Annotated in this window: 25 protein-coding genes; 14 read left to right on the top strand and 11 right to left on the bottom strand. The window is 72.9% G+C overall.

Annotated elements, in window-relative coordinates:
- Positions 1 to 40: 40 nt before the first annotated feature.
- The 9 genes from ACWEVS_RS08835 to ACWEVS_RS08795 all read left to right on the top strand — a co-directional run bounded on the left by ACWEVS_RS08835 (position 41) and on the right by ACWEVS_RS08795 (position 12,034).
- Positions 41 to 1,876, top strand: a complete 1,836-nt coding sequence (locus ACWEVS_RS08835) for a S9 family peptidase (protein WP_452550674.1) — start codon at positions 41 to 43, stop codon at positions 1,874 to 1,876.
- Positions 1,840 to 3,150, top strand: coding sequence for a serine hydrolase (locus ACWEVS_RS08830; RefSeq protein WP_452550672.1), 1,311 nt, complete (start codon positions 1,840 to 1,842; stop codon positions 3,148 to 3,150). Before ACWEVS_RS08835 ends, ACWEVS_RS08830 begins: the two co-directional genes overlap by 37 nt.
- Before the next feature lie 9 nt (positions 3,151 to 3,159).
- Positions 3,160 to 4,485 (top strand): serine hydrolase domain-containing protein, encoded by a 1,326-nt coding sequence (locus ACWEVS_RS08825; protein ID WP_452550670.1) that lies wholly within the window; start codon positions 3,160 to 3,162, stop codon positions 4,483 to 4,485.
- Positions 4,478 to 5,326, top strand: a complete 849-nt coding sequence (locus tag ACWEVS_RS08820) for a serine hydrolase (protein WP_452550668.1) — start codon at positions 4,478 to 4,480, stop codon at positions 5,324 to 5,326. The genes ACWEVS_RS08825 and ACWEVS_RS08820 overlap by 8 nt, the downstream gene beginning before the upstream one ends.
- 29 nt (positions 5,327 to 5,355) lie before the next feature.
- Complete coding sequence (locus ACWEVS_RS08815) at positions 5,356 to 6,939, top strand: PucR family transcriptional regulator (RefSeq protein ID WP_354913253.1); 1,584 nt, start codon at positions 5,356 to 5,358, stop codon at positions 6,937 to 6,939.
- Between the two features lie 87 nt (positions 6,940 to 7,026).
- Positions 7,027 to 8,616, top strand: a complete 1,590-nt coding sequence (locus tag ACWEVS_RS08810; RefSeq protein WP_452550666.1) for an ABC transporter substrate-binding protein — start codon at positions 7,027 to 7,029, stop codon at positions 8,614 to 8,616.
- 3 nt (positions 8,617 to 8,619) lie between these two features.
- On the top strand, positions 8,620 to 9,549 hold the full coding sequence (locus ACWEVS_RS08805; protein ID WP_449922565.1) for an ABC transporter permease: 930 nt from the start codon (positions 8,620 to 8,622) through the stop codon (positions 9,547 to 9,549).
- Positions 9,549 to 11,360 carry a dipeptide/oligopeptide/nickel ABC transporter permease/ATP-binding protein gene (locus tag ACWEVS_RS08800; RefSeq protein WP_452415159.1) on the top strand — a complete coding sequence of 604 codons (1,812 nt, stop codon included), beginning with the start codon at positions 9,549 to 9,551 and terminating at the stop codon, positions 11,358 to 11,360. The genes ACWEVS_RS08805 and ACWEVS_RS08800 overlap by 1 nt, the downstream gene beginning before the upstream one ends.
- A complete protein-coding gene (locus ACWEVS_RS08795; protein ID WP_354913245.1) occupies positions 11,357 to 12,034 on the top strand; it encodes an ABC transporter ATP-binding protein in 678 nt (225 codons plus the stop codon). The genes ACWEVS_RS08800 and ACWEVS_RS08795 overlap by 4 nt, the downstream gene beginning before the upstream one ends.
- Positions 12,035 to 12,102: 68 nt before the next feature.
- On the opposite strand, the gene ACWEVS_RS08790 is transcribed toward ACWEVS_RS08795, so the two are convergent.
- The 4 genes from ACWEVS_RS08790 to menC form a co-directional block, all read right to left on the bottom strand.
- Positions 12,103 to 12,624: a universal stress protein gene (locus ACWEVS_RS08790; protein ID WP_354913244.1), complete on the bottom strand. Its 522-nt coding sequence runs from the start codon at positions 12,622 to 12,624 to the stop codon at positions 12,103 to 12,105.
- A gap of 42 nt (positions 12,625 to 12,666) precedes the next feature.
- Positions 12,667 to 13,401, bottom strand: coding sequence for a GNAT family N-acetyltransferase (locus tag ACWEVS_RS08785; protein WP_452415162.1), 735 nt, complete (start codon positions 13,399 to 13,401; stop codon positions 12,667 to 12,669).
- A complete protein-coding gene (locus ACWEVS_RS08780; RefSeq protein WP_452415164.1) occupies positions 13,398 to 14,426 on the bottom strand; it encodes a dipeptidase in 1,029 nt (342 codons plus the stop codon). Before ACWEVS_RS08780 ends, ACWEVS_RS08785 begins: the two co-directional genes overlap by 4 nt.
- 89 nt (positions 14,427 to 14,515) lie before the next feature.
- Complete coding sequence (gene menC / locus ACWEVS_RS08775; RefSeq protein WP_354913238.1) at positions 14,516 to 15,619, bottom strand: o-succinylbenzoate synthase; 1,104 nt, start codon at positions 15,617 to 15,619, stop codon at positions 14,516 to 14,518.
- A 205-nt stretch (positions 15,620 to 15,824) separates the two neighbouring features.
- On the opposite strand from menC, the gene ACWEVS_RS08770 reads away from it, so the two are divergent.
- From ACWEVS_RS08770 to ACWEVS_RS08760, 3 genes are all read left to right on the top strand, one after another.
- A complete protein-coding gene (locus ACWEVS_RS08770) occupies positions 15,825 to 16,643 on the top strand; it encodes an MBL fold metallo-hydrolase (protein WP_452550664.1) in 819 nt (272 codons plus the stop codon).
- A gap of 126 nt (positions 16,644 to 16,769) precedes the next feature.
- Positions 16,770 to 17,846, top strand: coding sequence for a Gfo/Idh/MocA family protein (locus ACWEVS_RS08765; protein ID WP_452550662.1), 1,077 nt, complete (start codon positions 16,770 to 16,772; stop codon positions 17,844 to 17,846).
- Positions 17,843 to 18,721, top strand: a complete 879-nt coding sequence (locus tag ACWEVS_RS08760) for a sugar phosphate isomerase/epimerase family protein (protein ID WP_452550660.1) — start codon at positions 17,843 to 17,845, stop codon at positions 18,719 to 18,721. The genes ACWEVS_RS08765 and ACWEVS_RS08760 overlap by 4 nt, the downstream gene beginning before the upstream one ends.
- Before the next feature lie 113 nt (positions 18,722 to 18,834).
- On the opposite strand, the gene ACWEVS_RS08755 is transcribed toward ACWEVS_RS08760, so the two are convergent.
- From ACWEVS_RS08755 to ACWEVS_RS08730, 6 genes are read right to left on the bottom strand one after another with little or no spacing between them, the layout of a single operon-like run.
- A complete protein-coding gene (locus tag ACWEVS_RS08755) occupies positions 18,835 to 19,794 on the bottom strand; it encodes a M24 family metallopeptidase (protein ID WP_452550658.1) in 960 nt (319 codons plus the stop codon).
- Positions 19,791 to 20,702, bottom strand: a complete 912-nt coding sequence (locus tag ACWEVS_RS08750; RefSeq protein WP_452550656.1) for an ABC transporter ATP-binding protein — start codon at positions 20,700 to 20,702, stop codon at positions 19,791 to 19,793. The genes ACWEVS_RS08755 and ACWEVS_RS08750 overlap by 4 nt, the downstream gene beginning before the upstream one ends.
- Entirely contained in the window at positions 20,699 to 21,532 is an 834-nt protein-coding gene (locus ACWEVS_RS08745; protein WP_354913226.1) for an ABC transporter ATP-binding protein, read from the bottom strand. The genes ACWEVS_RS08750 and ACWEVS_RS08745 overlap by 4 nt, the downstream gene beginning before the upstream one ends.
- Entirely contained in the window at positions 21,532 to 22,377 is an 846-nt protein-coding gene (locus ACWEVS_RS08740) for an ABC transporter permease (protein WP_354913224.1), read from the bottom strand. Before ACWEVS_RS08740 ends, ACWEVS_RS08745 begins: the two co-directional genes overlap by 1 nt.
- Positions 22,374 to 23,510, bottom strand: a complete 1,137-nt coding sequence (locus tag ACWEVS_RS08735; protein ID WP_449922548.1) for an ABC transporter permease — start codon at positions 23,508 to 23,510, stop codon at positions 22,374 to 22,376. Before ACWEVS_RS08735 ends, ACWEVS_RS08740 begins: the two co-directional genes overlap by 4 nt.
- Positions 23,511 to 23,516: 6 nt before the next feature.
- Positions 23,517 to 25,094 (bottom strand): ABC transporter substrate-binding protein, encoded by a 1,578-nt coding sequence (locus ACWEVS_RS08730; RefSeq protein WP_452550654.1) that lies wholly within the window; start codon positions 25,092 to 25,094, stop codon positions 23,517 to 23,519.
- A 111-nt stretch (positions 25,095 to 25,205) separates the two neighbouring features.
- On the opposite strand from ACWEVS_RS08730, the gene ACWEVS_RS08725 reads away from it, so the two are divergent.
- Entirely contained in the window at positions 25,206 to 25,841 is a 636-nt protein-coding gene (locus ACWEVS_RS08725) for an Lrp/AsnC family transcriptional regulator (RefSeq protein ID WP_354913218.1), read from the top strand.
- On the opposite strand, the gene ACWEVS_RS08720 is transcribed toward ACWEVS_RS08725, so the two are convergent.
- Positions 25,825 to 26,232 (bottom strand): glycoside hydrolase family 88 protein, encoded by a 408-nt coding sequence (locus ACWEVS_RS08720; protein WP_452550652.1) that lies wholly within the window; start codon positions 26,230 to 26,232, stop codon positions 25,825 to 25,827. The two genes, ACWEVS_RS08725 and ACWEVS_RS08720, sit on opposite strands and share 17 nt — an antisense overlap.
- A 106-nt stretch (positions 26,233 to 26,338) precedes the next feature.
- Here ACWEVS_RS08720 and ACWEVS_RS08715 point away from each other — a divergent pair, with 106 nt between their 5' ends.
- Complete coding sequence (locus ACWEVS_RS08715) at positions 26,339 to 26,506, top strand: hypothetical protein (protein ID WP_452550650.1); 168 nt, start codon at positions 26,339 to 26,341, stop codon at positions 26,504 to 26,506.
- Positions 26,507 to 26,556 lie beyond the last annotated feature (50 nt).

Genomic DNA, 26,556 nt, shown 5'->3' with positions numbered 1-26,556 from the left:
GGCCGAAGATGCGTCCTGGCCTCTCACCTACCGTTCGATCATGTCCCGCCTCTCCCTGAACGATCTCTTCCGCATCGCCGTACCCGGTGATCCGCAGGTGCGCCCGGACGGCGGCGCGGTCGCCTACACGCTGACCACCGCGGACAGGGACGCCGACGACAACCGCTGCGAGGTGTGGCTGGCCGAGCCGGGCCACGAGCCGCGCCGGCTGACCGGTGGCCCCGCGGACCTGGCTCCCCGCTGGTCGCCCGACGGCCGCACGCTCGCGTTCGTGCGCCCCGTCGACGGCAAGCCGCAGATCCACCTGCTGCCGATGGACGGCGGCGAGCCGCGTGTGCTGGCCACCGACGGCGCGGGCCCGCCCGTGTGGTCGCCGGACGGCCGCCACCTGGCCTTCACCGCCCCGTACGGCGAGGCGCAGGCGCACGACCCGGTCGTGGCCGACACCCTGGAGTACAAGGCCGACGGCGCCGGCCTGCTGCGCGACCTGCGCACCCACGTGGTGGTCGTGGAGGTGGACTCGGGCGCTTGGCGCAGGCTCACCGAGGGCGACTTCCACGCCGGCGAGCCCACCTGGTTGCCCGACGGGCAGAGTCTCGCCTTCGTCGCCGCCATGGAGCCCGACCGGGACCTGGTGCCCGGCGGCGCCGTCTACCTCGTCGACCTCGACGGCGGGCAGCCCAAGCGGCTCACCGAGCAGGGCGTGACCTGCACGGGCGTGTGGTGGCTCGGCGAGCGCCTGGTGGTGACCGGATTCACCGGCGAGCCCGTCGGCCACACCCGCCTGTTCGCGCTCGAGGCGGGCGGCCTGGTCGAGATCGAGACCGGCCTGGACCGCAACGTCATGGTGGGCGCCCCCGGCTACCCGGGCGCCCCGCCGCTCCTGCTGGGCGACGAGCTGCTGTTCTGCGCCCGTGACGGCGGCCTCACCCACCTGTTCGACCTGGACGGCCGGGCGAGGGTGGGAGGGGAGTTCGGCGTGTCGGGCGCCACGGCCGCGGCCGGCCGCCTGGCCTACGTGGCCGCCGGCCCTGGCAGCGCCGGCGACGTCTACCTCGACGGTCGGCGGCTCACCGATCACGCGCTGCCCGACGTGGAGCTGTTCCCGCTCGAACGCCGCGTGTTCACCGCCCCCGACGGCACCCCGGTCGAGGGCTTCCTGCTGCGCGACCCGGCGCTGAAGCAGCCGGGACCGCTCCTGCTCGACGTGCACGGCGGCCCGCACAACGCGTGGGCGCCCGTCTTCGACGGCGTCCACCTCTACCACCAGGTGCTCGCCGCGCGCGGCTGGAGCGTGCTCACGCTCAACCCGCGCGGCAGCGACGGGTACGGCGAGGCCTTCTACACCGCCGCGATCGGCGCGTGGGGCCTGGCCGACGCCGGCGACTTCCTGGCCGCGCTCGACGACCTGGTCGAGGAGGGCGTGGCCGACCCGGACCGGCTGGCCGTCACCGGCTACAGCTACGGCGGCTACATGGCCTGCTGGCTGTCGGCCACCACCGACCGGTTCAGGGCCGCCATCCCCGGCGGCTGCGTCAGCGACCTGACCAGCATGTCGGGCACCTCGGACGCCGGACACCTGCTCAAGACGTTCGAGTGCCGCGGCGACCTGGCGGCGCAGTCGCCGCTCACGCACGTGGCAGGCGTGCGCGCGGCCACCCTCGTCCTGCACGGCGAGCGCGACGACCGCTGCCCCGTCGGGCAGGCCGAGCAGTGGTTCGCCGCGCTGCGCGAGCGCGGGGTGCCCGCCAGGCTCGTGCGCTACCCGGGTGGTTCGCACCTGTTCATCCTCAACGGACGCCCGTCCCACCGGCTCGACTACAACGAAAGGATCGTCGCGTGGCTGGAGCAATGGGTGATCGGCTCGCAGAGCTGATCGCCGAATACGACGTCCCCGGCGCCGCTGTCGCCTACCTCCACCAGGGGGAGGTGCACGAGAGCGCGGCCGGTGTCCTCAACCGCCGCACGGGCGCGCAGGTGACGCCCGACTCGCTCTTCCAGATCGGCTCGGTCACCAAGGTGTGGACCGCCACCCAGCTCGCCCTGCTGGCCGAGCAGGGCGCGCTCACCCTCGACACCCCCGTCGCCGAGCTGCTGCCCGGCTTCCGGGTCGGCGACCCCGAGGTGACCGGGACGGTGACCGTCCGTCACCTGCTCAGCCACACCTCGGGCATCGACGGCGACCTGTTCCTCGACACCGGCCGTGGCGACGACTGCATCGAGCGGTACGTCGCCGCCTGCGCCGACCTGGCGCAGAACCATCCGCTCGGCGCCACCCAGTCCTACTGCAATGCGGGGTTCGTCATCGCCGGCCGTGTCGTCGAGCACCTGACGGGCAAGGTATGGGACCAGGCGCTGCGCGAGCAGATCATCGAACCGCTGGGCCTGACCCACACCTGGACCCTGCCCGAGGACGTGCTGCGCTTCGGCGCCGCCGTCGGTCACGTCGACGGGGAGCCCAGCCCCGTGTGGGGACTCATGCGTTCCTGCGGCCCGGCCGGGCTGATCACCGCCAGGCCCGCTGACGTCGTCGCCTTCGCCCGCGCCCACCTGGAGGGCGGCCTGCTCAAGGACCCGCGCGCCCTGTGGGAGCCGCAGGTCGCCCTCCCCAACCCGCACACGCTGGGCACGCACTGGGGCATCGGCTGGATCCTCGACGAGTGGGACGGCCGGCGGGTCGTCTCCCACGGTGGCAACACCATCGGCCAGTCGTCGATGCTGTGGATGCTGCCCGACACCGGCACCGTCGTGTGCGCCGTGGCCAACGGCGGGCACAGCGCGGCCTTCTTCCACCACCTGGCCACCGAGCTGTTCCGCGAGCTGGACGGCGTGGCCGTCCCCCCGGTGCTCGGGCCGCCCGAGCAGCCGGTCGAGGTGGACGCCGAGCGGTACGCCGGGGTGTACGAGCGGGTCGGCGCGCGGCTGACGATCACGGTCCGCGACGGCGGCCTGCGGCTGCTGATGGAGTCCACGGGCGCCCTGGCGGACCTGTCGGAGCCGGCCGAGCTGGACCTGCTGCCCGTCGACGACGTCACCTTCGTCGGCCGCCTCCCGGACGACCCGCAGTGGCTGTCGGCGGTCTTCTACGAGCTGGCCGACGGTTCCCCCTACGTCCACATGGGCGTCCGCGCCACTCCCAAGATCGCCTGAGGAGCATCCATGGACCTGCAGCACCGCCTCGACGAGGCCGCGCGCGACCACAACGTCCCCGGAGCCGCCGTCGCCGTGTGGGCGGACGGCCGGTTGATCGAGGCGGCCACCGGCGTCGTCAACCGCGACACGGGCGTGGAGACGACGACCGACAGCCTCTTCCAGGTCGGTTCCACGACCAAGATCTGGACGGCCGCCCTGGTCATGCGCCTGGTCGAGGAGGGCGCGGTGGACCTCGACGCGCCCGTGCGCAAGTACCTGCCGGAGTTCGGCCTGGCCGACGCCGCCGCGGCCGAGACGGTCACGGTCAGGCACCTGCTGACCCACACCGCCGGGTTCGCCGGCGACCTGTTCGAGGACACCGGGCGCGGCGACGACTGCCTCGACCGCTTCGTGAGCTTCCTGCACGGCGCGCCGCAGGTCTACGAGCCGGGCGCGATGTTCTCCTACTGCAACTCGGGGTACGTCGTGCTCGGCGCGCTGGCCGCCAGGTTGGCCGGGGGCACGTGGGAGCGGGCCATGCGCGAGCGGCTGATGAACCCGCTCGGCGTCACGCACGGGGCGCTGCTGGCCGAGGAGGCCGTGCTGTTCCGCGCCTCGGCAGGGCACCTCGGGCCCGGCAACGCGGTCAACCCGAACTGGCAGATGCCGCGCTCGAACGCGCCCGCCGGGTCCACCCTGTGCCTGGCGCCGCGCGAGCTGGTCCGCTTCGGCCGGATGTTCCTCGACGGCGGCGTCACGCCCGGCGGCACCAGGCTGCTGGAGGAGGAGACGGTCGCCGCGATGACCACCGCCCAGGTGGACGTGCCGGGCGTGCCCGGCCTGCTCGCCGACCGGTGGGGGCTCGGCTTCGAGCTGTTCGACTGGGGCGCGCCCGTCTTCGGCCACGACGGCGGCACCGTCGGGCAGAGCACGTTCTGGCGGATCGTCCCCGGCAGCCGCTTCACGATCGCGATGAGCTGCAACGGCGGCGACGTGCCCGCAATGCTCGATGACCTGGCCTTCTCACTGGTCCGCGAGCTGGCGGGGGTGACCCCCACCCCGCTGCCGACCGTGCCCGAGCGGCCCGCCGCGGTGGACGCCACCCGCTACGCGGGCACCTACCATGGGCCGGCCGCCGTGCAGGAGGTGGCCGCGGTCGGCGGCGGCCTGGAGGTGACCACCATTCCCGGCGAGTTCATGCGCCAGGCGGGCATCGAGCGCACGACCGAGAGGTTCGTCCACCACTCCGACGAGTCCTTCATCGACGTCGAGGCCAAGACGACGATCACCTTCCTGGAGCGGGACGGGCGGATCTTCCTCCACAGCGGCGGCAGGGCGGTGGCACGTGCGTGAGCTGTTCGCGGCCGCCGAGGTCGAGGGATTCCTGCACGCGCGGGAGATCGACGGTGAGCGCGAGGTGTGCCACGGGGCCGACGACCCCGTGGTGCTCGCCTCCGTCTTCAAGATCCCGATCGTTCTGGAGTACGCCAGGCAGGCCGCCGCGGGCCTGATCTCCAGGACCGAGCGGCTGCCGGTGACCTTGGAGCACCGCGACGGCGGCATCGGCACCTCCGGCTGCGCCGACGAGATCGAGCTCTCCCTGCGCGACCTGGCCCTGTTCATGATGTCGATGAGCGACAACGCCGCCACCGACGTGCTGCTGGAGAAGGTGGGGGTGGAGCGTGTCAACGCCACCCTCGCCGAGCTCGGGCTGAAGGCCACGCGCCTGGTCGGCGACTGCCGCGTGCTGCTGGGCAGTGTCCTGTCCGAGCTCGGCGCCGGCTCGTTGGAGGAGGCGGCGGCCGCGCCGCCGGAGACCATGCGCACGCTGTCGGTGCTCGACCCGGCCAGGACCTCCGCCTCCACCCCCCGCGAGACCACCACGCTGCTGGCCAAGATCTGGCGCGACGAGGCGGGCCCGCCGCAGGCCTGCGCCGAGGTCAGGCAGATCATGGGACGGCAGGTCTGGCCGCACCGGCTGTCGTCGGGCTTCGGCGACGACGTCCGGATCTCCGCCAAGACCGGGACGATCTTCGGCGTCCGCAACGAGGCGGGCGTCGTGGAGTACCCGGACGGAAGGCGCTACGCCGTCGCCGTCTACCTCCGGCCGCGCTCGCTCGGCTACCGCCTGCCCAAGGCGGATGCCGTCATCGGCGCGGTGGCCCGCGAGGCGGTCGACGAGCTACGCGGCTGATGTCAGTTTTCGTCCACTATCGTGAGGAGATGACGACTCGGCCGCGGGCCAGTCTGCGCCGGATCCTCGACGATCTGGGCAGCACGGTGCTCGACGTGGCCGCCTCGCCCGGCGACCTCGACGCCGAGGTCACCGGCGTCCACATCTACGACCCCCTCGACGAGCTGCTGCTGCCCCCGGGCGGCCTGCTGCTCGGCGTGGGGGTCGAAGGCGCCGAGGCGATCTGCGACCTGCTGGAAGGGGCCCGCCCCGGCTCCGGCATCGTGATCAAGCAGCCCGTGGCGGCCGACGAGCGGGTGCGGGCCAAGGTGCTGGAGACCGGCGTCGCCGTGCTCGGCCTCACCCGCGCCGCCTCCTGGTCACAGGTGGCGGCGCTGCTGCGCTCGCTGCTGGCCGAAGGCGATCTGACGGAGTCCGGCCAGCAGCCGCCCGACGATCTGTTCTCCCTGGCCAACGCGCTGTGCGCGCTGCTGGACGCGCCGGTCACCATCGAGGACCGCTCGGCCCGGGTGCTGGCCTTCTCCGGCCGCCAGGAGGAGGCCGACTCCAGCAGGATCGCCACCGTGCTCGGCCGCCAGGTGCCCGAGGTGTACCAGCGCATGCTCGACGAGCAGGGCTGGTTCCGCAAGCTCTACCAGAGCACCGGGCCGATCTTCATCGAACTGTCCGAGGGGCTGCCCCGGGTGGCGATCGCCGTCCGCTCCGGCGACGAGATCCTCGGCTCCATCTGGGCCGCCGTCCGCGAGCCGCTCAGCGAGCAGCGCGAGTGGGCGCTCGTCGACGCCGCCAAGATCGTCGCCCTGCACCTGCTGCGCCAGCGCGTGGGCGCCGACACCCGCCGGCGGCTGCAGGCCGACCTGCTGTCCACCATCCTGGAGGGCGGCAGGGACGCCGCCGAAGCCGCCGGCCGCCTCGGGGTGGCCAGCGAACGGCTGTGCGTGCTGGCCGCGCAGCTCACCGAGACGCGGGCCGACGCCGCCCAGGCCGAGGCCGACCGGCAGCGCTTCTGCGACGCGCTCGCCCTCCACGTCGGCGCCATCCATCCCAGGGCGGCCGCCGCCCTCGTCGGCTCGGTGGCCTACGCGCTCCTGCCGCTGCACGCCAGCGGTGAGGAGGAGGCCAGGGCCGTACGCGTCGCCGAGAGCTTCCTGTCCAGGGTCGGGCCCCGCCACAGCGCCAACATCGGGGTCGGCAGGCTCGCCGCCGACCTGGGCGAGGTGGCCAGATCGCGGGCCGACGCCGACAGGTCGCTGCGCGTGCTGCGCTCCAGGGGCCTCTCAGGACAGGTGGCGGGCTACAGCGACGTGCACTTCGAGTCGCTGCTGCTCCAGCTGGGCGACCTGGCCGCTGCCGAGGAACAGGCCCCGACCGGGCCCTACCACCGGCTGCTGCGCTACGACGCCGAGCACGGCACCGAACTGGCCGCCACCCTCGGCGCCTATCTCGACAGCTTCGGCGACGTCAACGCCGCCGCCGCGGCCGTGCACGTGCACTCCAACACCTTCAGATACCGGCTGCGCCGCCTGACCGAGATCAGCGGTCTCGATCTCGCCGACGCCGAGGCGCGGCTCGCCGCCATGCTCATGATGCGCATCTTCGGACGGCGGCACTAGAGGAGCAGCCGCTTTCGTCGCCGCGCACGAAGAATCCCGCGAGGCCACAGGGGAGGGTGAGGCCACCCCTCCAGCCGGGAGCTTCGCATGAACGCAACCACCGCGGCGACCGTGCTCGCCCTGACGGGACTGCTGGCCGCCTCCTGCGGCGCGGCGCCGTCCACCCCTGGCGCCGGCGGCCTCGCCGACAACGCCACCTTCACCGCCGCCATCCCCGCCGATCCGGGCGCTCTCGACCCCGCGACGGCCATCCTGTCGGTCACCAACGAGGTGCTGAACTACGCCTACGACACCCTCGTCGGCATGCGGCCCGACGGGACGCTCACCCCCGCCCTGGCCGCGAAGTGGGACGTCAGACCCGAGTCGGTCACCTTCACCCTGCGCAAGGACGTCACCTGCGCCGACGGCTCGCCCGTCACCCCGTCGGTCGTGGCCGAGAACTTCACCCACATCGCCGACCCCGCCACCAAGTCGCCCATCTACGGCGTATTCGTCCCCGCCGGGATGACGGCCAAGGCCGACGACGCGGCCGGGACCGTCACCCTGACCATGCCCCAGCCCTTCTCCTTCATCGTGGAGAGCGCGGCCATGGTGTACATCGTCTGCGGCAAGGGACTGAAGGACCGCTCGCTGCTGGCAAGGCAGACCTCGGGCTCGGGCCCGTTCCAGCTCGCCGAGGCCGTCTCCGGCGACCACTACACCCTGACCCGGCGCCAGGACTACGCCTGGGGCCCCGGCGGCGTCACCGCCAGGACGCCGGGGCTGCCGGCCAAGGTCGTGCTGAAGGTCGTGCCCAACGAGCAGACCGCGGTCAACCTGCTGACGTCGGGCGCGCTGAACGCGGCCGACATCCAGGGGCCCGACAGGCAACGCGTGGAGGCCGACCGGTCGATCCAGAAGACCGTCCTCGGCGCCGCCAACGGCCAGTTCTTCTACCACCAGGGTGAGGACCGGCCGACCGCGGATCCCGCCGTGCGCAAGGCGCTCACCCAGGGCGTCAACCTGACGGAACTGGCCGCGATCGCCGCCTCGGGCACCGGACGGAAGGCCACCAGCCTGGTGCTCGAGCCGCGCCCCTGCAAGGGCGACAGCGTCAGCGGGCACGTGCCGGCTCACGACCCCGCGGCCGCGGCCGCCGCCCTCGACGCCGCCGGATGGCGGCCCGGTCCCGACGGCGTCAGGGTCAAGGACGGCAAGCGGCTGACGCTGCGCTACCTGTACGCCACGACCAGGGGCCAGGGTGTGCTCGCCGCGGCCGAATACCTCTCCGCCACCTGGAAGAAGCTGGGCGTCGAGGTACGGCTGAACGGCGTCATCGACACCAAACTCGCCGAATCGCTCAACGTCACCCAGGACTGGGACGTCGTCTGGCTGCCCATCGGCGTGTTCCTGCCGTCGCAGCTGACCGGCTTCCTGAGCGGGCCGAGCGCGCCCAAGGGCGCCAACTTCGCCCACATCGACAACAGCCGCTACAACGAACTGGTCGCCAAGGCCTCGGCCAGGCCTGCCGCGGACAGCTGCGCCGACTGGCTGGCGGCCGAGTCGGCCCTGTTCGAGGCCGCCGACCTGGTCCCGGTCGTGGAGAACACCGTGGTCGTCGCGACGAAGGGCGCCACCGTGGACATCGTCGGCAGCCTGGTCATGCCTACCTCCATCCGCATGACGAAGGCGGGTTGACCCTTGCTCCTGCCGCGCCTGGTCAGGTTCGCGGCGGCCCTGGCCGCCCTCATGGTCGCCACGTTCGCGATGATCCACCTCATTCCCGGCGACCCCGTCAGGGCCGCCCTCGGGCCCGCCGCGCCCCCGGAACTGGTCGCCGCCCGCACCGCGGCGCTCGGCCTGGACCAGCCCCTGCCGATGCAGTTCGTCACCTACGTCAGGGGCGTCTTCACCGGCGACCTCGGCACCTCGTTCCTCACCGGGGAGCCGGTGGGCCAGACCATCCTGGAGCGGCTGCCGAACACGCTGACCCTGGCCGTGCTCGCCACCCTCGTCGCGCTGCTGGTCGCGGTGCCCCTCGGGCTGTGGGTGGCGATCCGCACCGAGAACGGCCGCCACCGCGGCACCGAGCTCGGCTTCACCGCCGGCACCGGCGCCGCGGTGGCCGTCCCCGAGTTCCTCTACTCGATCGCGCTGGTCGTGGTCTTCGCCATCACGCTGGGCTGGTTCCCGCCGGCCGGCAAGGAGGGCGCCCTGTCGTTCGTGCTGCCGATCGCCGCGCTGGCCATCGGGCCCGCCGCGCTGATCGCCCGGCTGGTCCGCGTGGAGACCGCACGCGAGCTCGGCAAGGACTACGTCAGGCTGGCCAGGGCCAAGCGGCTGCCGGCCGCCAGGGTCAACGTCAGGCACGTGCTGCCGAACGCGCTGACGGCCACGCTGACGACGGGCGGCCTGCTGCTCGGCGGGCTCATCGCCGGCAGCGTGCTCGTCGAGTACGTCTTCGCCTGGCCCGGCCTCGGCATGCGGCTGACCGAGGCGATCACGCAGAAGGACTTCCCCGTCGCCCAGGGCGTGATCCTCGTCTACGGCGCGATCGTGCTCGTCGTCAACCTGGCCGTGGATCTCGCGCTCGGCGCGCTCGACCCCCGCTCGACCATCAAGGAGGGCTGATGCGGACCCCTGCAGGGCTGGCCGGAGCGGCCGTCGTCGCGCTCATGCTGGTGCTGGCCGTCGTCGGGCCGCCGATCTGGGGCGACAGGGCCGAGCTCATCGACCCGGTGGCGGCCCTGTCGGGCGCCTCGGCCGCGCACCCGCTGGGCACCGACAACCTCGGCCGCGACATCCTGGCCAGGGTGCTGGTGGCCACCAGGATGTCGCTGCTGCTGGCCGTGCTGGCCACCGCCATCGGCGCGGCGATCGGCGTGGTGCTCGGCACGCTGCCCTCCGTGCTGCCGCGCCGGCCGGCGCGGCTCGTGACCGCCACCGTCAACGCCCTGGTGGCCTTCCCCGGGCTGCTGCTGGCCATGTTCACCGCCGTCGTGGCCGGGCTCGGCGCGCGCGGGGCGGTGCTCGGCATCGGGGTCGCCGTCGCCCCCGGCTTCGCCAGGCTGACCCAGACGCTGGCCGCCTCCGTGGCGGCCGCCGACTACGTGGCCGCCGCCAGGCTGCTCGGCGTGTCCAGGACCAGGATCGTCACCAGGCACGTGCTGCCGAACATCGCCGAACCCCTCATCCTCAACCTCACCACCATGATCGGCGGCAGCCTGCTCGGCCTGGCCGGGATGTCCTTCCTCGGGCTCGGCGTGCAGCCGCCCGGCTACGACTGGGGGCGGCTGCTGTTCGACGGCTTCGCCCGGATCTACGTCAACCCCGTCGTGGCGCTCGGTCCCGCGCTGATGGTGGTGCTGGCCGGCGTCGGGTTCAACCTGCTGGGCGAGGCGCTGGCCAGGACCGCGAGCCGCGCGGAGGTCCACCGGGCGGCCCCGGCCGTCCCGCCGCCCCCGGCGGACGAGGACGGGCGGCACGACGACGAGGCGGTGCTGGAGGTCAGGAACCTCACCGTCACCTTCCCCGGCGGCGTCACCCCGGTGCGCGAGGTCTCGCTCACCGTCCGCCCCGGCGAGATCGTCGGCGTCGTGGGGGAGTCGGGCAGCGGCAAGAGCCTGACCGCCTACGCCGTCGGCGGCCTGGTACCCCACCCCGGCGTGGTCGGCGGCGGACCGGTGCTGCTGTGCGGCCAGGACGTGCACGCGCTGCCCGAGGAGCAGCGCAGGAAGGTACTCGGCACCCGCCTGGCCATGGTCTTCCAGGACCCCATGGCCTCGCTCAACCCGGCGCTGAAGGTCGGCGGGCAGCTGGCCGAGGTGGCCACCGTGCACCAGCGCGCCGGCCGCGCCGACGCCTGGCGCAGGGCCGTCGACCGGCTCGGCCACGTGCGGATCACCGACCCTGAGCGCCGCGCCCGCCAGCACCCGCACGAGTTCTCCGGCGGCATGCGCCAGCGCGCCGTCATCGCCATGGGGCTCATGGGCGCGCCCCGGCTCGTCATCGCCGACGAGCCCACCACCGGCCTGGACGTCACCGTGCAGCAGGAGATCCTGCGCCTGCTGCGCGAGGTGACCGAGGAGAGCCAGGCGGGAACGCTGTTCATCTCGCACGACATCGCGGTGGTCGGCGCGCTGTGCGACAGGGTCGTCGTCATGTACGCCGGCCGGGTGGTCGAGGAACTGCCCGCCGACCGGCTCGCCGCCGCCGCCCACCCCTACACCAGGGCGCTGGTCGCCTCGGTGCCCGACATGACCACCGACAGGTCGCTCCCGCTGGCCAGCATCCCCGGCCGCCAGCCGGGGCCGGCCGAGGTCGGCGAGGGATGCGCGTTCGCGGGCAGGTGCCCGCTGGCCACCAGCCGCTGCGTGGCCGAGCGTCCGCCACTGGAAGAGCATGGCAAGGCGCACCGTGTCGCCTGCTGGGAGGTTTCGTGATCATCAACGGCCTGACGGTCAGGTTCGGCGCGTTCACCGCCGTGGACGACGTCTCGCTGGAGATCCCGCCAGGGCGCGTCGTCGGCCTGGTGGGCGAGTCGGGCTCGGGCAAGTCGACGCTGGCCAGAGCGGTGAGCGGGCTGGTGCCGTACACGGGGGTGATCGAGGACGGCGGCGGGGTGCAGATGGTCTTCCAGGACCCCTACGCCTCGCTGAACCCGCGGATGACGGTGGGCGCGTCGGTGGCCGAGGGCCTGCGCAGGCCCGACGCCCAGGAGGTCGAACGGCTGCTCGCCCTGGTGTCGCTGCCGGCGCAGACGGCCGCCCGCTATCCGCGCGAGCTGTCGGGCGGCCAGCGCCAGCGCGTCGCGATCGCCAGGGCGCTCGGCGCCGCGCCCCGCCTGCTGGTCGCCGACGAGATCACCTCGGCGCTGGACGTGTCGGTGCAGGGCGCCGTGCTGAACCTGGTGCGCTCGCTGCGCGCCGAGCTCGGCCTGTCGATGCTGTTCATCTCGCACAACCTGGCGGTGGTCCGCTACGTCGCCGACGACATCGCCGTCATGCGTCACGGCAGGCTGGTGGAGTACGGGCCCGCCGACCAGGTGGTGGAGGCGCCCGCGCACGACTACACCCGCGCCCTGCTGGCGGCCGTGCCGCGCCTGCCCACCACCTGAGCGCCGGCGCGCGGCCGCCTCACCCCGCGAACCGCCTCCCGTGGCGGGCCGCCACGGGGCGGGACGCCTCACTCGGCGGGGTGGCGCGGCGACAGCCAGCGGATCCACGCCGGACGGGAGAGCGCTCCCGTCCGCTGGTCCGCGGCCGGCGGCGTCGGCACGACGACCACCGGGCAGCGGGCGTGGCCGGTGCAGTAGCGGCGGGTGGACGGCATCAGCAGCCGGTCCAGCCCGCTCCGGTGCCCCCTGCCCACGACCAGCAGGTCGATCGGCCTGGCCAGCTCCACGAGCAGGGGGCCGGGCTCGCCGAGCCTGGCGACGGCGAGCGTGTTGATGTCGGGCGGGGCGCCGCCCGTCATGTCGTCGAACAGGGTCTGGATCAGCTCGACGCTCCTGGCCTCCTCCATCTGCCTGACGGTGTGCGTGTACGGCAGCGCCTCAGGAAAGGGATGCACGGGCGCCCTGCTGACATGGACGGCGACCAGCGCCATCCCCCGCAGCCTGGCGGCCTCCACCGCCCAGAGCAGTGCCCAGCGAGAGGCGGGTGTGTCGTCGACCCCGACGACCACGCGCGGTCCTTCGGATAGCATCGCGTCCTCCTCAACAGAGGTACGCGTCCCATACTGCGCCCCTCAGGGCCGCTCCACCACGTAATGGGATTTCATATGGAAACCTGTTACCCGGGCGCCGTCCTCCAGCAGCCCCCCCAGCACCTCGCGCACCGCGTGCCGCCAGGCCTTCGCGGTGCCGGGATCCCGCCTGCGAAGCGCCTCCACGTCGGCGGGCACCGCGACCAGCAGCACCTTCGCGTCCGTGTCGCCCACGACGGGCCTGCCGTCCTCCTCCTTCAGCGCCACGCCCGCCCCCTCCACCGTGTACGGCACCGGCGGCTCGGCCAGCCGCCACACCGCCAGCAGCCGGTCGGACTCGTCGCCCCTGTTGACGGCGTCCTGCATGACGCCGTAGAAGCCCGGCAGGTACTCCTCGGGCCTGGCGCCCAGCTTGGCCAGGTTGAAGTGCGCGTTGCGGCGGACCAGCGGGTCGTAGGTCCAGGTGACGCGGTTGATGCCGCGCGCCAGCGCCCACGCGCGCTGGTGCTGCTTGAGCGCGAAGCCGACGCCCCGGCCGGTGACCGCGCCGGTGATGTGGGAGTGGAGCGCCCCGCCTTCGGCGAAGAAGGCGACCGAGGCGCCCACCATCCGCGTGCCCTCGTAGGCGCCGGCGACGTAGTTGCCCGCGTGCGCCAGGGCGCGCATCAGCTCCGGGTTGATCGGCTGGTTGCTCTGCTCGAAGCCCCAGATGCCGGTGAAGACCGCGAAGGCCTCACCGAACTCCTCGAGGCTGTGCAACTCCCTGATCTCGGTCATCGCAGCGCCTCGCCGAGGAGCCGGTGCACGTTGCCGCCGAGGATCTTGAGGATGTCCTTCTCCGGCACGCCCCTGCGGGTCAGGGCCTCGGTGACCAGCGGCAGGCCGCGCGGGCCGTCCAGCCCCGGCAGGGTGGCCAGGGGGTCGATCTCGCCGTAACCGAGCTCCTCGCAGCAGGGCGGGGTGGTGTCCATGAGGACCTCGCGGACGAAGTCGGGACCCAGACCGACGTGGTCGACGCCGGCGACGGCGGCGATGTGCTCGATGTGGTCGACGAGCCGGTCGAGGGTGTGGCCGGCCGGGTCGTCGGCCAGGAACGCGGGGACGAAGTTGACGCAGACCACACCGCCGGTCGCGGCGACCCCTCTCAGCTGGTCGTCGGTCAGGTTGCGGTGGTGGTCGCGCAGGGCGCGGGCCGAGGAGTGGGTGGCCATGAGCGGCCTGGTGGCCAGCTCCAGCACGTGCGCGACGCCTGAGGCGCCCAGGTGGGAGATGTCGAAGACGATGCCGAGCCGTTCCATCTCCTTCAGCGCGGCGACGCCGTGGGAGGTGAGGCCGCTGCCGGTGGCGTCCTCGCCGCTGCCGTCGGCCAGCGGGGTGCGGCCCCAGTGGGCGATGGAGGCGATCCTTACGCCGAGCCGGTACACGGTGGAGATCAGCTCCACGTCGGCGTCGAGGCCCGGCATGCTCTCCATGGCCAGCACCAGCGCGATCCTGCCGTCGTCGAGGGCGGCGTCGATCTGGGCCGCGTCGGTGCAGAGCGCGACGGCGTCGGCGTTGCCCTCGGCGACGACGTGCGCGCACTCGATCATGCGGAGCGTCTCGCGCAGCGCGCCCTCCGGGCGGAAGGCGTCGTCGATGAAGACGGGCAGCACCTGGAGATCGACCCCGCCCTCCCGCAACTGGGGCAGCCACCGGTCGCGGAAGAAGCCCGCCCAGCGCTGCGGCGGGCGGGCGGCGACGGCCATGAGCAGGTCGTTATGCGTGTCCGCGACGAGGGCGCGGTGGTGGAGATCGAACGGCATGCCGTGACGGTATGCCAAGGGGCCGCCGGAGGAACTCGTCGGGAAACATCAAGACGGGGGGGTCGGTTCGTCCGGCAGCCCAACCGGCCTCAGCCGAGGCCGATCCACTCCGTTGCCGTGGTGACCTCCTCCAGGATGTCCTTGATCGGCTCGACGCCGAGACCGGGGCCGGACGGCACGTCGAGGTGACCGCCGTCCAGCTCGAAGGGCTCGGTGATGTCGGTGGCGTAGTAGCGGCGCGAGGCGGAGGTGTCGCCGGGCAGGGTGAAGCCGGGCAGGGCGGCGAGGGCCACGTTCGCGGCCCGGCCGAGGCCCGTCTCCAGCATGCCGCCGCACCAGACCGCGATCCCGTGCGCCCTGCACAGGTCGTGGATGCGCCGCGCCTCCAGGTAGCCGCCGATCCGGCCCGGCTTGATGTTGATGATCGAGCAGGCCTTGAGCGAGATGGCCGCGGCGGCGTGCTCGGCCGACTCGATCGACTCGTCGAGGCAGATGGGCGTGCGCAGCCGCTTGGCCAGCTCGGCGTGCTGCACCAGGTCGTCGTTGGCCAGCGGCTGCTCGATCAGCAGCAGCCCGAAGTCGTCCAGCCTGGCCAGCTGCTGGGCGTCGACGAGCGTGTAGGCCGCGTTCGCGTCGACCTGCAGGAGCACGTCGTCGCCGAACCGCTCCCTGACCGCGCGCACCGGCGCGACGTCCCAGCCCGGCTCGATCTTCAGCTTGATCCGGACGTAGCCCTCGTCGAGGTAGCCCTCCACCGCGTCGAGCAGCTGCGGGATGGAGTCCATGATGCCGACCGACACCCCGCAGGGGACCCGGTCCCTCGCCGAGCCCAGGAAGTGGCCGAACGACTCGCCCGAGGCCCTCAGCTGCGCGTCGAGCACGGCCGTCTCCAGCGCCGCCTTGGCCATGCGGTGGCCCTTGATCGGCTCCATGGCCCTGCCCACGCCGTACGCGTCCAGGTCGTCCGGCAGCAGGGGCAGCAGGAAGCGCCGGATCACCTCCGCCGCGCCCTCCACGTACTCGGAGGAGTAGAGCGGTTCCGACATCGCCACGCACTCGCCCCATCCCTCGGCGTCCGGCGTGACCACTCTGACCAGGAGCACGTCGCGGGAGGTCTCGGTGCCGAAGGAGGTGCGGAACGGCGCGACCAACGGCATGGCGATCCGGCGCAGTTCCACTCCGGTGATCTTCATTGTCTCTCCACTTCGTCGCAGGGCTCCGTCCGACGCTAGGCCACGACGACCCTCCACCGATTCGTCCGGCAAGCCGGAAAATCAGGCGTCGCTTCGTCTCCTACCCCAAGGCGTCGCCCGGGCGCGGCGGGCCCGCACCGCGAAATCACCAAGTCTGGACGAAACTCCGCCTTACGACTTGACCCTGGTCGGGAATCATCCCGGCATGCCCACAGTGCGCTTCAGCGTTCACACAGCAGGGGAGACGGGCCTGGGAAAGACGTCCGTCCTGGTGGCCGGCGAGCAGCAGGCGCTGCTCGTCGACGGCCAGTTCACCCTCGCCGAGCAGCACCGCGTCCTCGCCGACGTCATCGACAGCGGCAAGCACCTGTCCACCGTCTTCGTCAGCGCCGCCGACCCGGACTACTATTTCGGCCTCCAGGTGGTCAGGCAGGTCTTCCCGCGGGTGCGCGTCCTGGCCACCCCCGACACCGTCGAGCGCATCGAGGCGACCTGGCGGTCCAAGCTGGAGATCTGGAAGCAACTGGGCGGCAACCTCGCCACCGACGTGGTCATCCCCGAGCCGCTCCTCGGCGGCCACCTGGAGCTCGAGGAGCACGTCTTCGAGGTGCGGGCGGGCGATCCGGCCGTCGAGTGGCGCACCGGGTACCTGTGGAACGCCGAGCGGCGCGCCGTCCTCGGCGGCGCCGCCCTGTTCAGCGGCCTCCACCCGTGGACCGCCGACACCCCCACGCCGGAGGAGCGCGAGGGCTGGCGGCGGGCGCTCGACGAGATGAGCGCGCTCGAGCCGGAGTACGTCGTGGCCGGCCACCGCGCGTCGGGCGGGCCCTTCGACGCCTCCGTCATCCGTTTCACCCACGACTACCTCGTGGCGTTCGAGACGGAACTGCGCGACGCCAGCCGCCGCGACGACCGGGCCAGGGCCCTGCGCAGATCCATGACCAGGCGCTATCCCGGGCTCGGCGGGCTGGTCAACCTGGAGCTCGGCGCCAAGGTGGCCACGGGGGAGATGTCCTGGAGCTGACCGTACGGCTGCCGCCACCACGTGAGGACCACACATGAGAACCACCTAATGTCTTAACAAACGTTTGACACCTCGGTGGGAGAGTCGATAGAAAAAGCTGATCCCATCGAGTCAAGGAGCACGCCCATGCGCCTCGGCGTCATCGGTCTCGGCCTCATCGCCCAAGCCGTGCACCTGCAGAACCTGCGGGCGCTCCGCGAGAAGTACCAGGTGACGCACGTCTGCGACCTGTCGCCCACGCTGGCGGCGCAGATCGCGGCCGAGCACGGCGGCCCGGTGCGGCACTCCACCGACGCGGCGGACGTGCTGGCCGACCCCGAGGTCGACGCGGTCCTGCTGCTCACCCCTGGCACCCACGCCGACCTGACCCGCAGGGCGCTGGAGGCGGGCAAGCACGTGCTCGCCGAGAAACCGTTCGCGCACACCGTGGCCGAGTGCGTCGAGCTCGGCTCCATGGCCGCCGCCAAGGGGCTGGTGCTGCAGGTGGCGTACATGAAGATGTACGACCCGATCATGGCCAGGGCCAGGGGGGAGCTGTCGCGACTCGGGGCGATCCGGCTCGTGCGGGTCACCGTGCTCCACCCCGCCGACCAGCCGCAGTACTCCCACCAGCGCTTCCTGCGCCATTCCGACGCGGTGGTCCCCGCCGACGGTCACGAGCGGCGCAAGGCCGTCGAGGCCGTCGGCGACCTGGGCGAGCCGTACCTGTCGATCTACGCCGACGTGCTGCAGGGCTCGGTCGTGCACGAGCTGTCGGTGCTGCGCGCCCTGTTCGGCGAGCAGCCGCTGACGATCGCGCACGCCCAGGCCGCCGGGCTCGAGCCGGGCGTGAAGCTGAAGGAACCGCCGCAGCTGCAGGCGCTCGGCACGTTCGGCGCGGCCCAGCTGTCGCTGTCGTGGAACTGGCTGCCCGACTATCCCGACTACGGCGAGGAGATCGCCGTCTTCGGGTCCGCCGGACGCCTCTACCTGAACATGCCAGGCCCCTACCTGCGCGACGCCCGCGCCTCGCTGGTGGTGCAGACCGCCCAGGACGGCGAGCGGGCCACCACCGAGTTCCGCTGCGACCACCGCACCGGCTTCCTGCACGAGCTGCTCGCCTTCCACGCCTCCGTCACCGAGGGCGCGCCCGTCCTGTCCACCGCCGCGGGCGCCGCCTACGACACCGCGGTCCTCCAGCAGATCGCCAGGAGCCTCGCATGAACAAGATCGCCTCCGCGCCCTGCAGCTACGGCGTGCACAGCGGACACGGCATCGGCATGAAGCCGGTCGAGCTGCTCGAGGCCATGGCTGCAGCCGGGTACACGGGCAGCGAGCTCGGCCCGCCCGGCTTCTTCGGCTCACCCGAGGAGACCGCCCGCGCGTTCGCCGACAACGGGCTGGCCGTCGTGGGCGCCTACGTCCCGCTGAAGCTGTCGGCGCCGCACGAGGTGCCGGACGCCGACCTGGCGGCGATGCGCCACACGCTGGAGGAGCTTGCCGCCTCCGGCAACCCCGACGTGGTGGCCGTGCTGGCCGACGACGGCGACGAGGCGCTGCGCGCCGACCCGTGGCGTACCGGCGGCCGGTGGGACGCCGCCGCCTGGCGCCGCGCGGCTGACCGCGTCGCCGCCGCCTGCGAGCTGGTCACCTCGTACGGCGTGCGGCCCGTCTTCCACCCGCACTACGCCACCTACGTCGAGCGGGCCGACGAGATCGACACGCTCATGGAGCTGACCGACGTGGCGCTCTGCCTCGACAGCGGCCACTTCGCGCTGGGCGGCGCCGAACCGGCCGAATACGCCCGCAAGTACGCCGACCGGGTGCACCACGTCCACGTCAAGGACGTCCGCCACGCGGTCGTCGCGGACGCCGAGGCCAGGGGCGAGGCGCGCCTGGACGCGTGGTGGGGCGAGGTCGCCAGCCCCCTCGGCCGTGGCGACGTCGCCCTCGAACCCTTCCTCGCCCAGCTGAGGGCCGACGGGTACGCCGGCTGGTACGTCATCGAGCAGGACAGCCCCCCTGTCACCCCCGACACGTGGGCCGCCACCCTCGCCGACCAGCGGCACAACCTCACCTGGCTGGCCGAACGCCGATAGGCGCCCGCCGCCGCCGGGCCGCCGCCGCCGGGAAGGCCCTCACGAACCAGGACAGGCTCGCGGCGCCCGGCGAGGCCAGGGCGCGCCGCCCGTCCGCCCGGCCGGGCGGCGGGTCAGGCGTCGAGCACGTGGAGGGCGGGGGAGCTGGAGCTGAGCAGGACGGGGCCGCCGGCGGCGCAGGCGACCGTGTCGGCCACCCGGGCGCCGAACAGCCCCGTCAGGTGGATGGCCGGGGCGACGCACAACGTCATCCCGTCGGCCAGCGGCTCGGGGTCGGCCAGCGACGGGCCCTCCTGGTGCCCCCAGCCGACGCCCCTGCCGCGCACGTCGGCGAACCCGCCGTAGCCGCTGTCCTCGATCACCTGGCGGGCGCGGGCGGCGACCTGCTCGGCCGGGACGCCGGGCCGTACCGCGTCGAGGGCGGCGGCGCGCGCGGCGAGCACGACCGACAGCATCGCCTCGAAGTCCTCGGGCGGCTCGGCGACCGCGAAGGCCCTGGCCACCTCCGCGCACAGGCCGTCCCACCTGCCGCACACCGAGACCTGCAGCGCGTCACCCGGGTTGATGACCCGGTCGGTGGGCCGGTGGTCCCTGGCCGCGGTGTGCTCGCCGGCGCCCACGCGTACCGACAGGATCTCCTCGCAGCCCGACTCGATCAGCAGCATCCGCAGCCGGCGCGCCATCTCCCGCTCGGTCGCCCCGAACCAGGCCAGCTCCCGCGCCGCCGTCACGACCGCGTCGGCGGCCGCGGCGGCCCTGGCCACGGCCGCGACCTCCTCCGCCGACTTGCGCAGCCGCAGGTCGCGCAGGACGGCGGAGGCCGGGACGATCTCGGCGTCGATCCGCATGCCGAACAGCTCGGCCACCCGCATCTCGTCGTCCACCCCCACCCGGCGGGCCCCGCGCGGGATGCACGGCACCGGGTCGCCGGTCTCGACGGGCGGCCCGTCGAGGGTGACGACGAGGAACCCCTCGCCGGCGCCGCCGAGGAAACGGAAGTCGGGGGAGGGACGCAGCACCAGCGCGTCCACCCCGGCCCCGGACATCGCCTGCCTGACCAGCTCCTCCCTCATCGCTCGGGGGCGTGCAGCCAGCAGGCGACGGGACCGAAGTCGGGCTCCTTCACCCGGCACACGTCCATGGCGAGGGAGCAGCGGGGGTGGAAGCGGCAGCCGGGCGGCGGGTCGGCGGGGTCGGGGACGTCGCCGGACAGCTCCGCCGGCAGCACGCCGAGCCCGTCGGGCTGGGGGATGGCGGCCAGCAACGCCCGCGTGTAGGGGTGGCGGGGGTCGGCCCACACCTCCTCCGTACGGCCCACCTCGACGATCTTCCCCAGGTACATCACGGCGATCCGGTCGGCGATCAGCCGTACCACCGACAGGTCGTGGCTGATGAACAGCAGGCCCGCGCCCGAGTCGACGGCCAGGTCCCGCATCAGCCTGGCCACCTGCGCCTGGGCCGAGGCGTCCAGGGCGGAGATCGGCTCGTCGCCGATCAGCAGCCGCGGCCTGGCCGCCAGCGCCCTCGCGATGGCGATGCGCTGCCGCTGGCCGCCGGAGAACTCGTGCGGGTGCCGGCCGGCGAACTCGCGCGGCAGGCCCACCCGCTCCAGCAGGTCGGCAGGGGCCGTGGTGGTGTCGCCCGCGGTCCGCAGGCCGTCGGCGATCTGGTCGCCGACGCGGCGGCGCGGGTTCAGCGACGCGTAGGGGTCCTGGAAGACCATCTGGATCTCGGTCAGCGCCCGCCTGCGCAGGCCCAGCGGGGTGACCTGGCGCCCGCCGAAGGTGATCTCACCCTCGGCCGCCTGGTGCAGCCCGCAGACGGCTCTGGCGAGCGTCGACTTGCCGCAGCCCGACTCGCCCACCAGGCCCACCACCTCGCCGGGGGAGACGGTCAGGCTCGCGCCCGCCACCGCCCGCACGACGGGCCGTCCGGGGGAGCGGTGCTCCACCACCAGGTCGCGGATGTCCAGCGTCGTCATGAGCTCTCCCCGTCGGCTCGGCGCTCTTGCTGTGCGGGCCGCTCGGCGGGGCCGGCCGCGAGAGGCGCGGGCGCGTCCGGCAGCGAGTCGAGAAGCGCGCGGGTGTAGGGGTGGGCGGGTTCGCGCAGGACCCGCGTGCGCGGGCCCGTCTCGACGACCAGGCCGTCCTTCATCACGCTCACCTGGTCGGCCACCGCCGACATCACCCCGAGGTCGTGCGTGACCAGCAGGACGGCCAGGCCCAGGTCGTCGCAGAGCCCGCGCAGCAGCCGCAGGATGCCCGCCTGCACCGTCACGTCCAGCGCGGTCGTCGGCTCGTCGGCGATCAGCACCTTGGGCGAGCAGGCCAGCGCGATGGCGATCGCGATGCGCTGCCGCATCCCACCGGAGAACTGGTGCGGGTAGCGCTCGAACGCCTCGCCGGGGCCGGGGATGCGCACCTTGCCCAGCAGCTCCACCGCCCGCGCGCGGGCCTCGGCCCGGCCGAGCCCGAGATGGTGGCGCATGTGCTCGGTCAGCTGCCTGCCCACGGTCAGCATCGGGTGCAGGCTGGTCGCGGGGTCCTGGAAGACCATGGCGACCTGGCCGCCGCGCACCTTGTTCAGCTCCTTGGCCGGCAGGCCGAGCAGGTCCCTGCCCTCCAGCGCGATCGTGCCGGTGGCCCTCGCGCCGTGCGGCAGCAGCCCGAGGACGGCCAGACCGGTCATGGTCTTGCCGGAGCCGCTCTCGCCCGCCAGGCCGTGCACCTGACCTTCGCGGAGCGAGAGGTCGACGCCGCCGAGGACGGTCCTGCCGCCGATGGTGACCTTGAGGTCGGTGATGTCCAGCATCAGAGGGCACGCTCCTTGATGGCGCGGGCCGTACGCGGGTCGAGGGCGTCGCGCAGCGTGTCGCCGAGGAAGTTGAAGGCCAGCACGACGGTCAGGATCGCCAGGCCGGGGAAGGTCGCCACCCACCAGCTGTCGAAGACCTCCACACCGCCGGCGACCATCGCGCCCCATTCGGGGGACGGCGGCTTGGCGCCCAGGCCGAGGAAGGACAGGCCCGACAGCAGCAGCAGCGCGGTGCCGATGTCGAGGGTGGCCAGGACGAGGACCGGCCCGGTGACGTTCGGCAGCACGTCCACGCGTAGCGAGCGCCAGACCGAGAAGCCGAGCAGCCGCCCGCTCAGCACGAACTCCCGCTCCCGCACGCCGAGCACCAGCCCGCGGGTGACGCGGGCGTAGGCGGGCCAGGCCACCACCAGGACGGCGAGCACCGCGTTGCCCAGGCTCGCGCCGAGCGCCGCGGCCACCACCATGGCCAGGATGACCGTGGGGAAGGCGAACACCAGGTCGGCCACCCGCATGATGGTCTCGTCCACCCAGCGGCCGAAGTATCCGGCGCAGGCGCCGAGCAGCCCGCCGACCAGCACCGACAACACCACCAGCAGCAGCGTCAGCGGGATCGACACGCGCGCGCCGTACAGGACCCTGCTGAGGATGTCGCGGCCGAGCTGGTCGGTGCCGAACCAGTGGCCAGGGCCTGGCGCGGCCAGGCGGGGCAGGTCCTGTGCGAGCGGGTCGTGCGGGGCCAGCCACGGGGCGGCCAGCGCGATGACCAGCCAGGCGAGCGCGACGGCCCCGCCGATGATGGCCAGGGGCTGCCGCCAGGCTTCGGGGAGTCGTCGTCTCACTGCAGTCTCACTCGGGGGTCGATGACGCCGTACAGCACGTCCACGATCAGGTTGATCACCAGGTAGACGCCGCCGACCACGAGGCCCACGCCCATGACGGCGGGCAGGTCGAGGGTGGTGGCGCTCTTGTAGGCGTACTGCCCGACGCCCGGCCAGGCGAAGATCGCCTCGACCAGCACCGTGCCGGACAGCAGGCTGCCGAAGGCGAGCCCGGCCACCGTGATGATCGGCACGAGCGCCGAGCGCAGCACGTACCTGAACAGGATCACCCGGCCCGGCAGGCCCTTGGCCCTGGCCGCCCTGACGTAGTCCTGACCCAGCACCTCCAGCACCGCGCTCCTGGTGAAGCGGGTGAGCAGGCCGATGGTGTAGAGGGCGAGCACCAGCGCGGGGGTCAGCAGGTGACCGACGGCGCTGGCGAAGACGTCCCACTGGCCGGCGAGGGCCGAGTCGACGGTCGCCAGGCCCGTCACGGGCGGCGGCGCGGTCAGGCCGGGGTCGATGCGCCCGCTGCCCGGGGTCAGCTGGAGGCGGTAGAAGAAGACGTAGAAGGCCACCAGGGCCAGCCAGAACGTCGGCACCGAGATGCCGATCAGGCTCAGCACGCGCAGCAAGTGGTCCGACAGCCGGTCCCTGCGCAACGCCGCCACGACGCCGAAGGCCACTCCCAGGACCAGCGAGACCAGGATCGCCGCGCCCGCCAGCTCGAGGGTGGCCGGGACGGTCTCGGCGAGGTCCTGGCTGACCGGCCGGTGGCTCTGCTGGCTGGTGCCGAGGTCGCCGCTCAGCAGGCCCCGCAGGTGCAGGAGGTACTGCTGGGGCAGCGGCTTGTCCAGGCCGTGCTCCTGTCGCCACTGGGCGACGATCGCGGGATCGCCGAGGGCGCGCTGGCCCAGGTTGGCGGCGGCGGGGTCGCCGGGCACCAGGTTCGTCAGGACGAAGGTGACCAGCGTGATGCCCCACGCCAGCAGGATCGCGATGAGCACCCGGCGCAGCAGGAAGCGCGCCAGCGGGTGCCTGCGGGCGCGCGCCCCGCCCGCACGGGGGGCGGGGGCGGGCGCCTTGCTGGGGGAGCCCCCGGCCGCCGCCCCCGCAGCGGGGGGAGCGGCCGAGGTGTCCTCGGGGACGGTCATCGCGGCCTACTTGGCGCCGAGGTCGGCCACGTCGACCGTCCAGACCGGGTGGTACTCCAGGCCGGTCACCGACGCCGCGGTCACGATGTTCTGGCTCGGCTGGATGAGCGGGACGAACGGCCCGGCCTCGTTCAGCTTGTTCTGGACCTCGGCGTACGCGGCCTTGCGCGCGTCGTCGCCGATCGTGGTGGCCGCCTTGTCGCCGGCCGCCGAGACGTCCTTGGCCGCCCCGTCCTTCCAGCCGGCGCGCAGGCCGACGAGCTTGCCGGGCAGGAAGGCCAGGTAGTCGCTGGGGTCGGGGTAGTCAGGGCCCCAGTACCACAGGCCCAGCTCCTCCTTGCCGTTGCGGTAGTTGTCCAGCGCGGTGGTGACGGGCGCGGGCGAGAGGTCGACGGTGATGCCGACCTCCTTGAGGTTGGCCTGGATGCGCTCGGCCAGCGGCTGGAACGACAGGCCGTTGACGGTCAGCTCGCTCGGGTACTCGAGCTTCACCGTCGGGTTGGACAGCCCGCCGGCCGCCAGCGCCGCCTTGGCGCCCTCGACGTCGCGCTTGGCCGCCTGGTCGGCCGGCAGCGCGCCGAGCAGCTGCGAGGGGATGATGCCCGGCGCCTGCGTCGAGCCCTCACCGGCCAGCTCCAGCAGCCCGGCGTAGTCGATGCCCTTGCGCAGGGCCTCGACGAACTTGGCGTTCGGCGTGGTCTTGCTGATCGCCGAGTCCTGGTTGGCCAGCAGGAAGATGACGTTCGCCGAGGCGGTCTTCTTCACCTGCAGCGTCGCGGGCATGCCGGTCACCTGGTCACCGGACAGGTTGAGCGCCACCTGGCTGTCGCCGCGCTGGACGTTCAGCTTCTGCGTGGCCGCCTCGACGTTGCGGATGACCACCCGGTCGTAGGCGGGCTTGGTCCCGTAGTACTTCGGGTTGGCCTTGAGCACCACCTGGCTGGTCAGGTTGAACGACTCGATCACGTACGGGCCGGAGCCGGCCGAGGCCGAGTTGAGGTACTGCTCGGCCTTGTCGGAGGCGTCGGTCGTGGCCCCGTGCTCCTTGGCGACCTTGCTGTTGATCACACCGAGGGCGGGGTTGGGCAGGATGTACGGCAGGGCCGGGTTCGGCGCCTTCGAGGTCAGCGTGACGGTGGTGGCGTCGGTCTTGGCCACCTCGACCCCGTCGAGCAGGAACGAGGGGGTGCCCTTCATGTCGCGCACCCTGGTCAGCGAGAACACCACGTCGTCGGCCGTCACGGGGGAGCCGTCGGCGAACGTGGCGCCCTGCCTGAGCTTGAGGGTCAGCGCCTTGCCGTCCTCGGACAGCTCGTAGGACTCGGCCAGGCCGGGCACCGGCTTGGTCACGTCGGAGCCGTCGAAGGTGAGCAGCGTCTCGTAGACGGCCTTGCCGACGATGAGCCCGGTCGGCTCGTAGGTGCGGCCCGGGTCGGCGGTCTTCAGGTCGAAGGACGTGTCGATGACGAGGGACTTGGCGCCGGACTGCGGGGCTGCCGACGACTTGACGCCGCCGGCGGAGCAGGCGGCGAGCGCGAGAGCACCGACGACCAGCAGTGCTGCCGTCTGAGAGCGGGTCGCCATGGGGGTGTCCTCCGAAGCTGGACGGTTGGTTGGGGTTGGTCGAGGATTGTGCGGCAGAATGTCCAGCTCACGTCATATGAGTGAGACGGTACTGAAGAAATTGGCTACACAATGAGTGAAATGTCTGGGAATAGCGGGAGGCTTGGGGATCCGACTGGACGGATCGGTATCGGGCTTGATCTCGACGCCACCCACATGAAGATCCTCGAGGTCCTGCGGGAGAACGGCCGGATCTCCGTCGCCGCGCTGGCCGAACGGGTGGGCATCTCGCGGGCCAACGCCTACACCCGCTTCGAGGCGCTGCGCGCCGACGGCGCCATCAAGCGCTTCACCGCCGAGATCGACCACGTGCGCGCCGGGCTCGGCATCACGGCGCTGGTCTTCGTCACCGTGCGGCAGCAGATGTGGAAGCAGTTCCGCGCCGAGCTGGCGCGGATGCCGGAGGTCGAGTACTGCGCGATCACCACCGGGCAGCACGACGCGATGATCCAGGTGCGGGTCGCCGACGTGGCCGAGGTGCACCGGCTGGTGACCGAGCGGATGGCCAACATCCCGGCGGTGAAGGCGACCGAGACGGTCTTCATCCTCGACGAGGTGCTCAGGCGGCCCTACGTGCTGCCCACCGATCGGGAAGGCGCGGGCCGGACCGGCAGGAGGACCGCGCCCGAGCCCGCGGACGTGCCGCTGGGCAAGATGCGCTTCGTCGGCGCGGCCGAGGGCCGCGCCGCGCTCAGGAAGGACGGCTGACCCGGGCCAGCTGCTCGTTCATGATGAGGAAGGCGCCCAGGCCGTGGAAGTCGTTGACCGGCCGCGCCCTGCCGTAGTAGTAGCCGGTGACGTCGTCGACGTTGGTGCCCTCGCCGATGTCGGTGATCGTCGTCCGGCCGTCCGCGCCGAGCGACACCTTCGCCAGCACCCCCTGGTAGCCGCGGGCGGCGACGGCCGCGTAGGAGGCGTCGACGTGGCCGCGCTCGACCGCTCGCGAGATCGTGTAGGTGTACATCGCCGAGCAGGAGTTGGAGGTGCCGGGTGCGGCGCCGCCGGTCTCGGCGTACGAGGGGGAGGCCGGGGTGTTGGGCGGGGCGGCGGTGGTGTCGTCGTGCGGGGCGTGTTCGGGCGGGTCGAAGGTGCGGTTCATCGGGAACGGTCCGGCGAACGCGGTGACGTTGTCGGTGGTGTCGGCGTCGGCGGGTGCGCGTCAGGTGACGGTGGCGGGGACGGTCGGGGGGACGCGGTCGTTCTCGGTGAGTGTGAACGGCGGGGCGCCGGTGGCGGTGACGTTGACCGGGCCGGACTTCAACACGCCGGTGTCGGCGGTGTTCACCGCGTCGCTGCAGGCGGGGTCGAACACGTTGCGGTTCTTCAACGACACCGCCTACGCCCCCGACCTCGACAGCGTCACGCTCGGCTGAGGCCGTACCGGGCCTTCCCCGAGGGCGGGAAGGCCCGGCGCGCCCGCGTG

The organism is Nonomuraea sp. NPDC003754, from assembly GCF_053605785.1.
This window is presented reverse-complemented; position numbering and strand designations above follow the sequence as displayed.

Excerpts from the sequence above, each read along its gene's own strand:
- ACWEVS_RS08835 (WP_452550674.1), top strand. The coding sequence starts at position 41 with ATGTCCCGCCTCTCCCTGAACGATCTCTTCCGCATCGCCGTACCCGGT.
- ACWEVS_RS08825 (WP_452550670.1), top strand. The coding sequence starts at position 3,160 with ATGGACCTGCAGCACCGCCTCGACGAGGCCGCGCGCGACCACAACGTC.
- ACWEVS_RS08815 (WP_354913253.1), top strand. The coding sequence starts at position 5,356 with ATGACGACTCGGCCGCGGGCCAGTCTGCGCCGGATCCTCGACGATCTG.
- ACWEVS_RS08810 (WP_452550666.1), top strand. The coding sequence starts at position 7,027 with ATGAACGCAACCACCGCGGCGACCGTGCTCGCCCTGACGGGACTGCTG.
- ACWEVS_RS08800 (WP_452415159.1), top strand. The coding sequence starts at position 9,549 with ATGCGGACCCCTGCAGGGCTGGCCGGAGCGGCCGTCGTCGCGCTCATG.
- ACWEVS_RS08790 (WP_354913244.1), bottom strand. The coding sequence starts at position 12,624 with ATGCTATCCGAAGGACCGCGCGTGGTCGTCGGGGTCGACGACACACCC.
- ACWEVS_RS08785 (WP_452415162.1), bottom strand. The coding sequence starts at position 13,401 with ATGACCGAGATCAGGGAGTTGCACAGCCTCGAGGAGTTCGGTGAGGCC.
- ACWEVS_RS08780 (WP_452415164.1), bottom strand. The coding sequence starts at position 14,426 with ATGCCGTTCGATCTCCACCACCGCGCCCTCGTCGCGGACACGCATAAC.
- menC (WP_354913238.1), bottom strand. The coding sequence starts at position 15,619 with ATGAAGATCACCGGAGTGGAACTGCGCCGGATCGCCATGCCGTTGGTC.
- ACWEVS_RS08770 (WP_452550664.1), top strand. The coding sequence starts at position 15,825 with ATGCCCACAGTGCGCTTCAGCGTTCACACAGCAGGGGAGACGGGCCTG.
- ACWEVS_RS08765 (WP_452550662.1), top strand. The coding sequence starts at position 16,770 with ATGCGCCTCGGCGTCATCGGTCTCGGCCTCATCGCCCAAGCCGTGCAC.
- ACWEVS_RS08760 (WP_452550660.1), top strand. The coding sequence starts at position 17,843 with ATGAACAAGATCGCCTCCGCGCCCTGCAGCTACGGCGTGCACAGCGGA.
- ACWEVS_RS08755 (WP_452550658.1), bottom strand. The coding sequence starts at position 19,794 with ATGAGGGAGGAGCTGGTCAGGCAGGCGATGTCCGGGGCCGGGGTGGAC.
- ACWEVS_RS08750 (WP_452550656.1), bottom strand. The coding sequence starts at position 20,702 with ATGACGACGCTGGACATCCGCGACCTGGTGGTGGAGCACCGCTCCCCC.
- ACWEVS_RS08745 (WP_354913226.1), bottom strand. The coding sequence starts at position 21,532 with ATGCTGGACATCACCGACCTCAAGGTCACCATCGGCGGCAGGACCGTC.
- ACWEVS_RS08735 (WP_449922548.1), bottom strand. The coding sequence starts at position 23,510 with ATGACCGTCCCCGAGGACACCTCGGCCGCTCCCCCCGCTGCGGGGGCG.
- ACWEVS_RS08730 (WP_452550654.1), bottom strand. The coding sequence starts at position 25,094 with ATGGCGACCCGCTCTCAGACGGCAGCACTGCTGGTCGTCGGTGCTCTC.
- ACWEVS_RS08725 (WP_354913218.1), top strand. The coding sequence starts at position 25,206 with ATGAGTGAAATGTCTGGGAATAGCGGGAGGCTTGGGGATCCGACTGGA.
- ACWEVS_RS08720 (WP_452550652.1), bottom strand. The coding sequence starts at position 26,232 with ATGAACCGCACCTTCGACCCGCCCGAACACGCCCCGCACGACGACACC.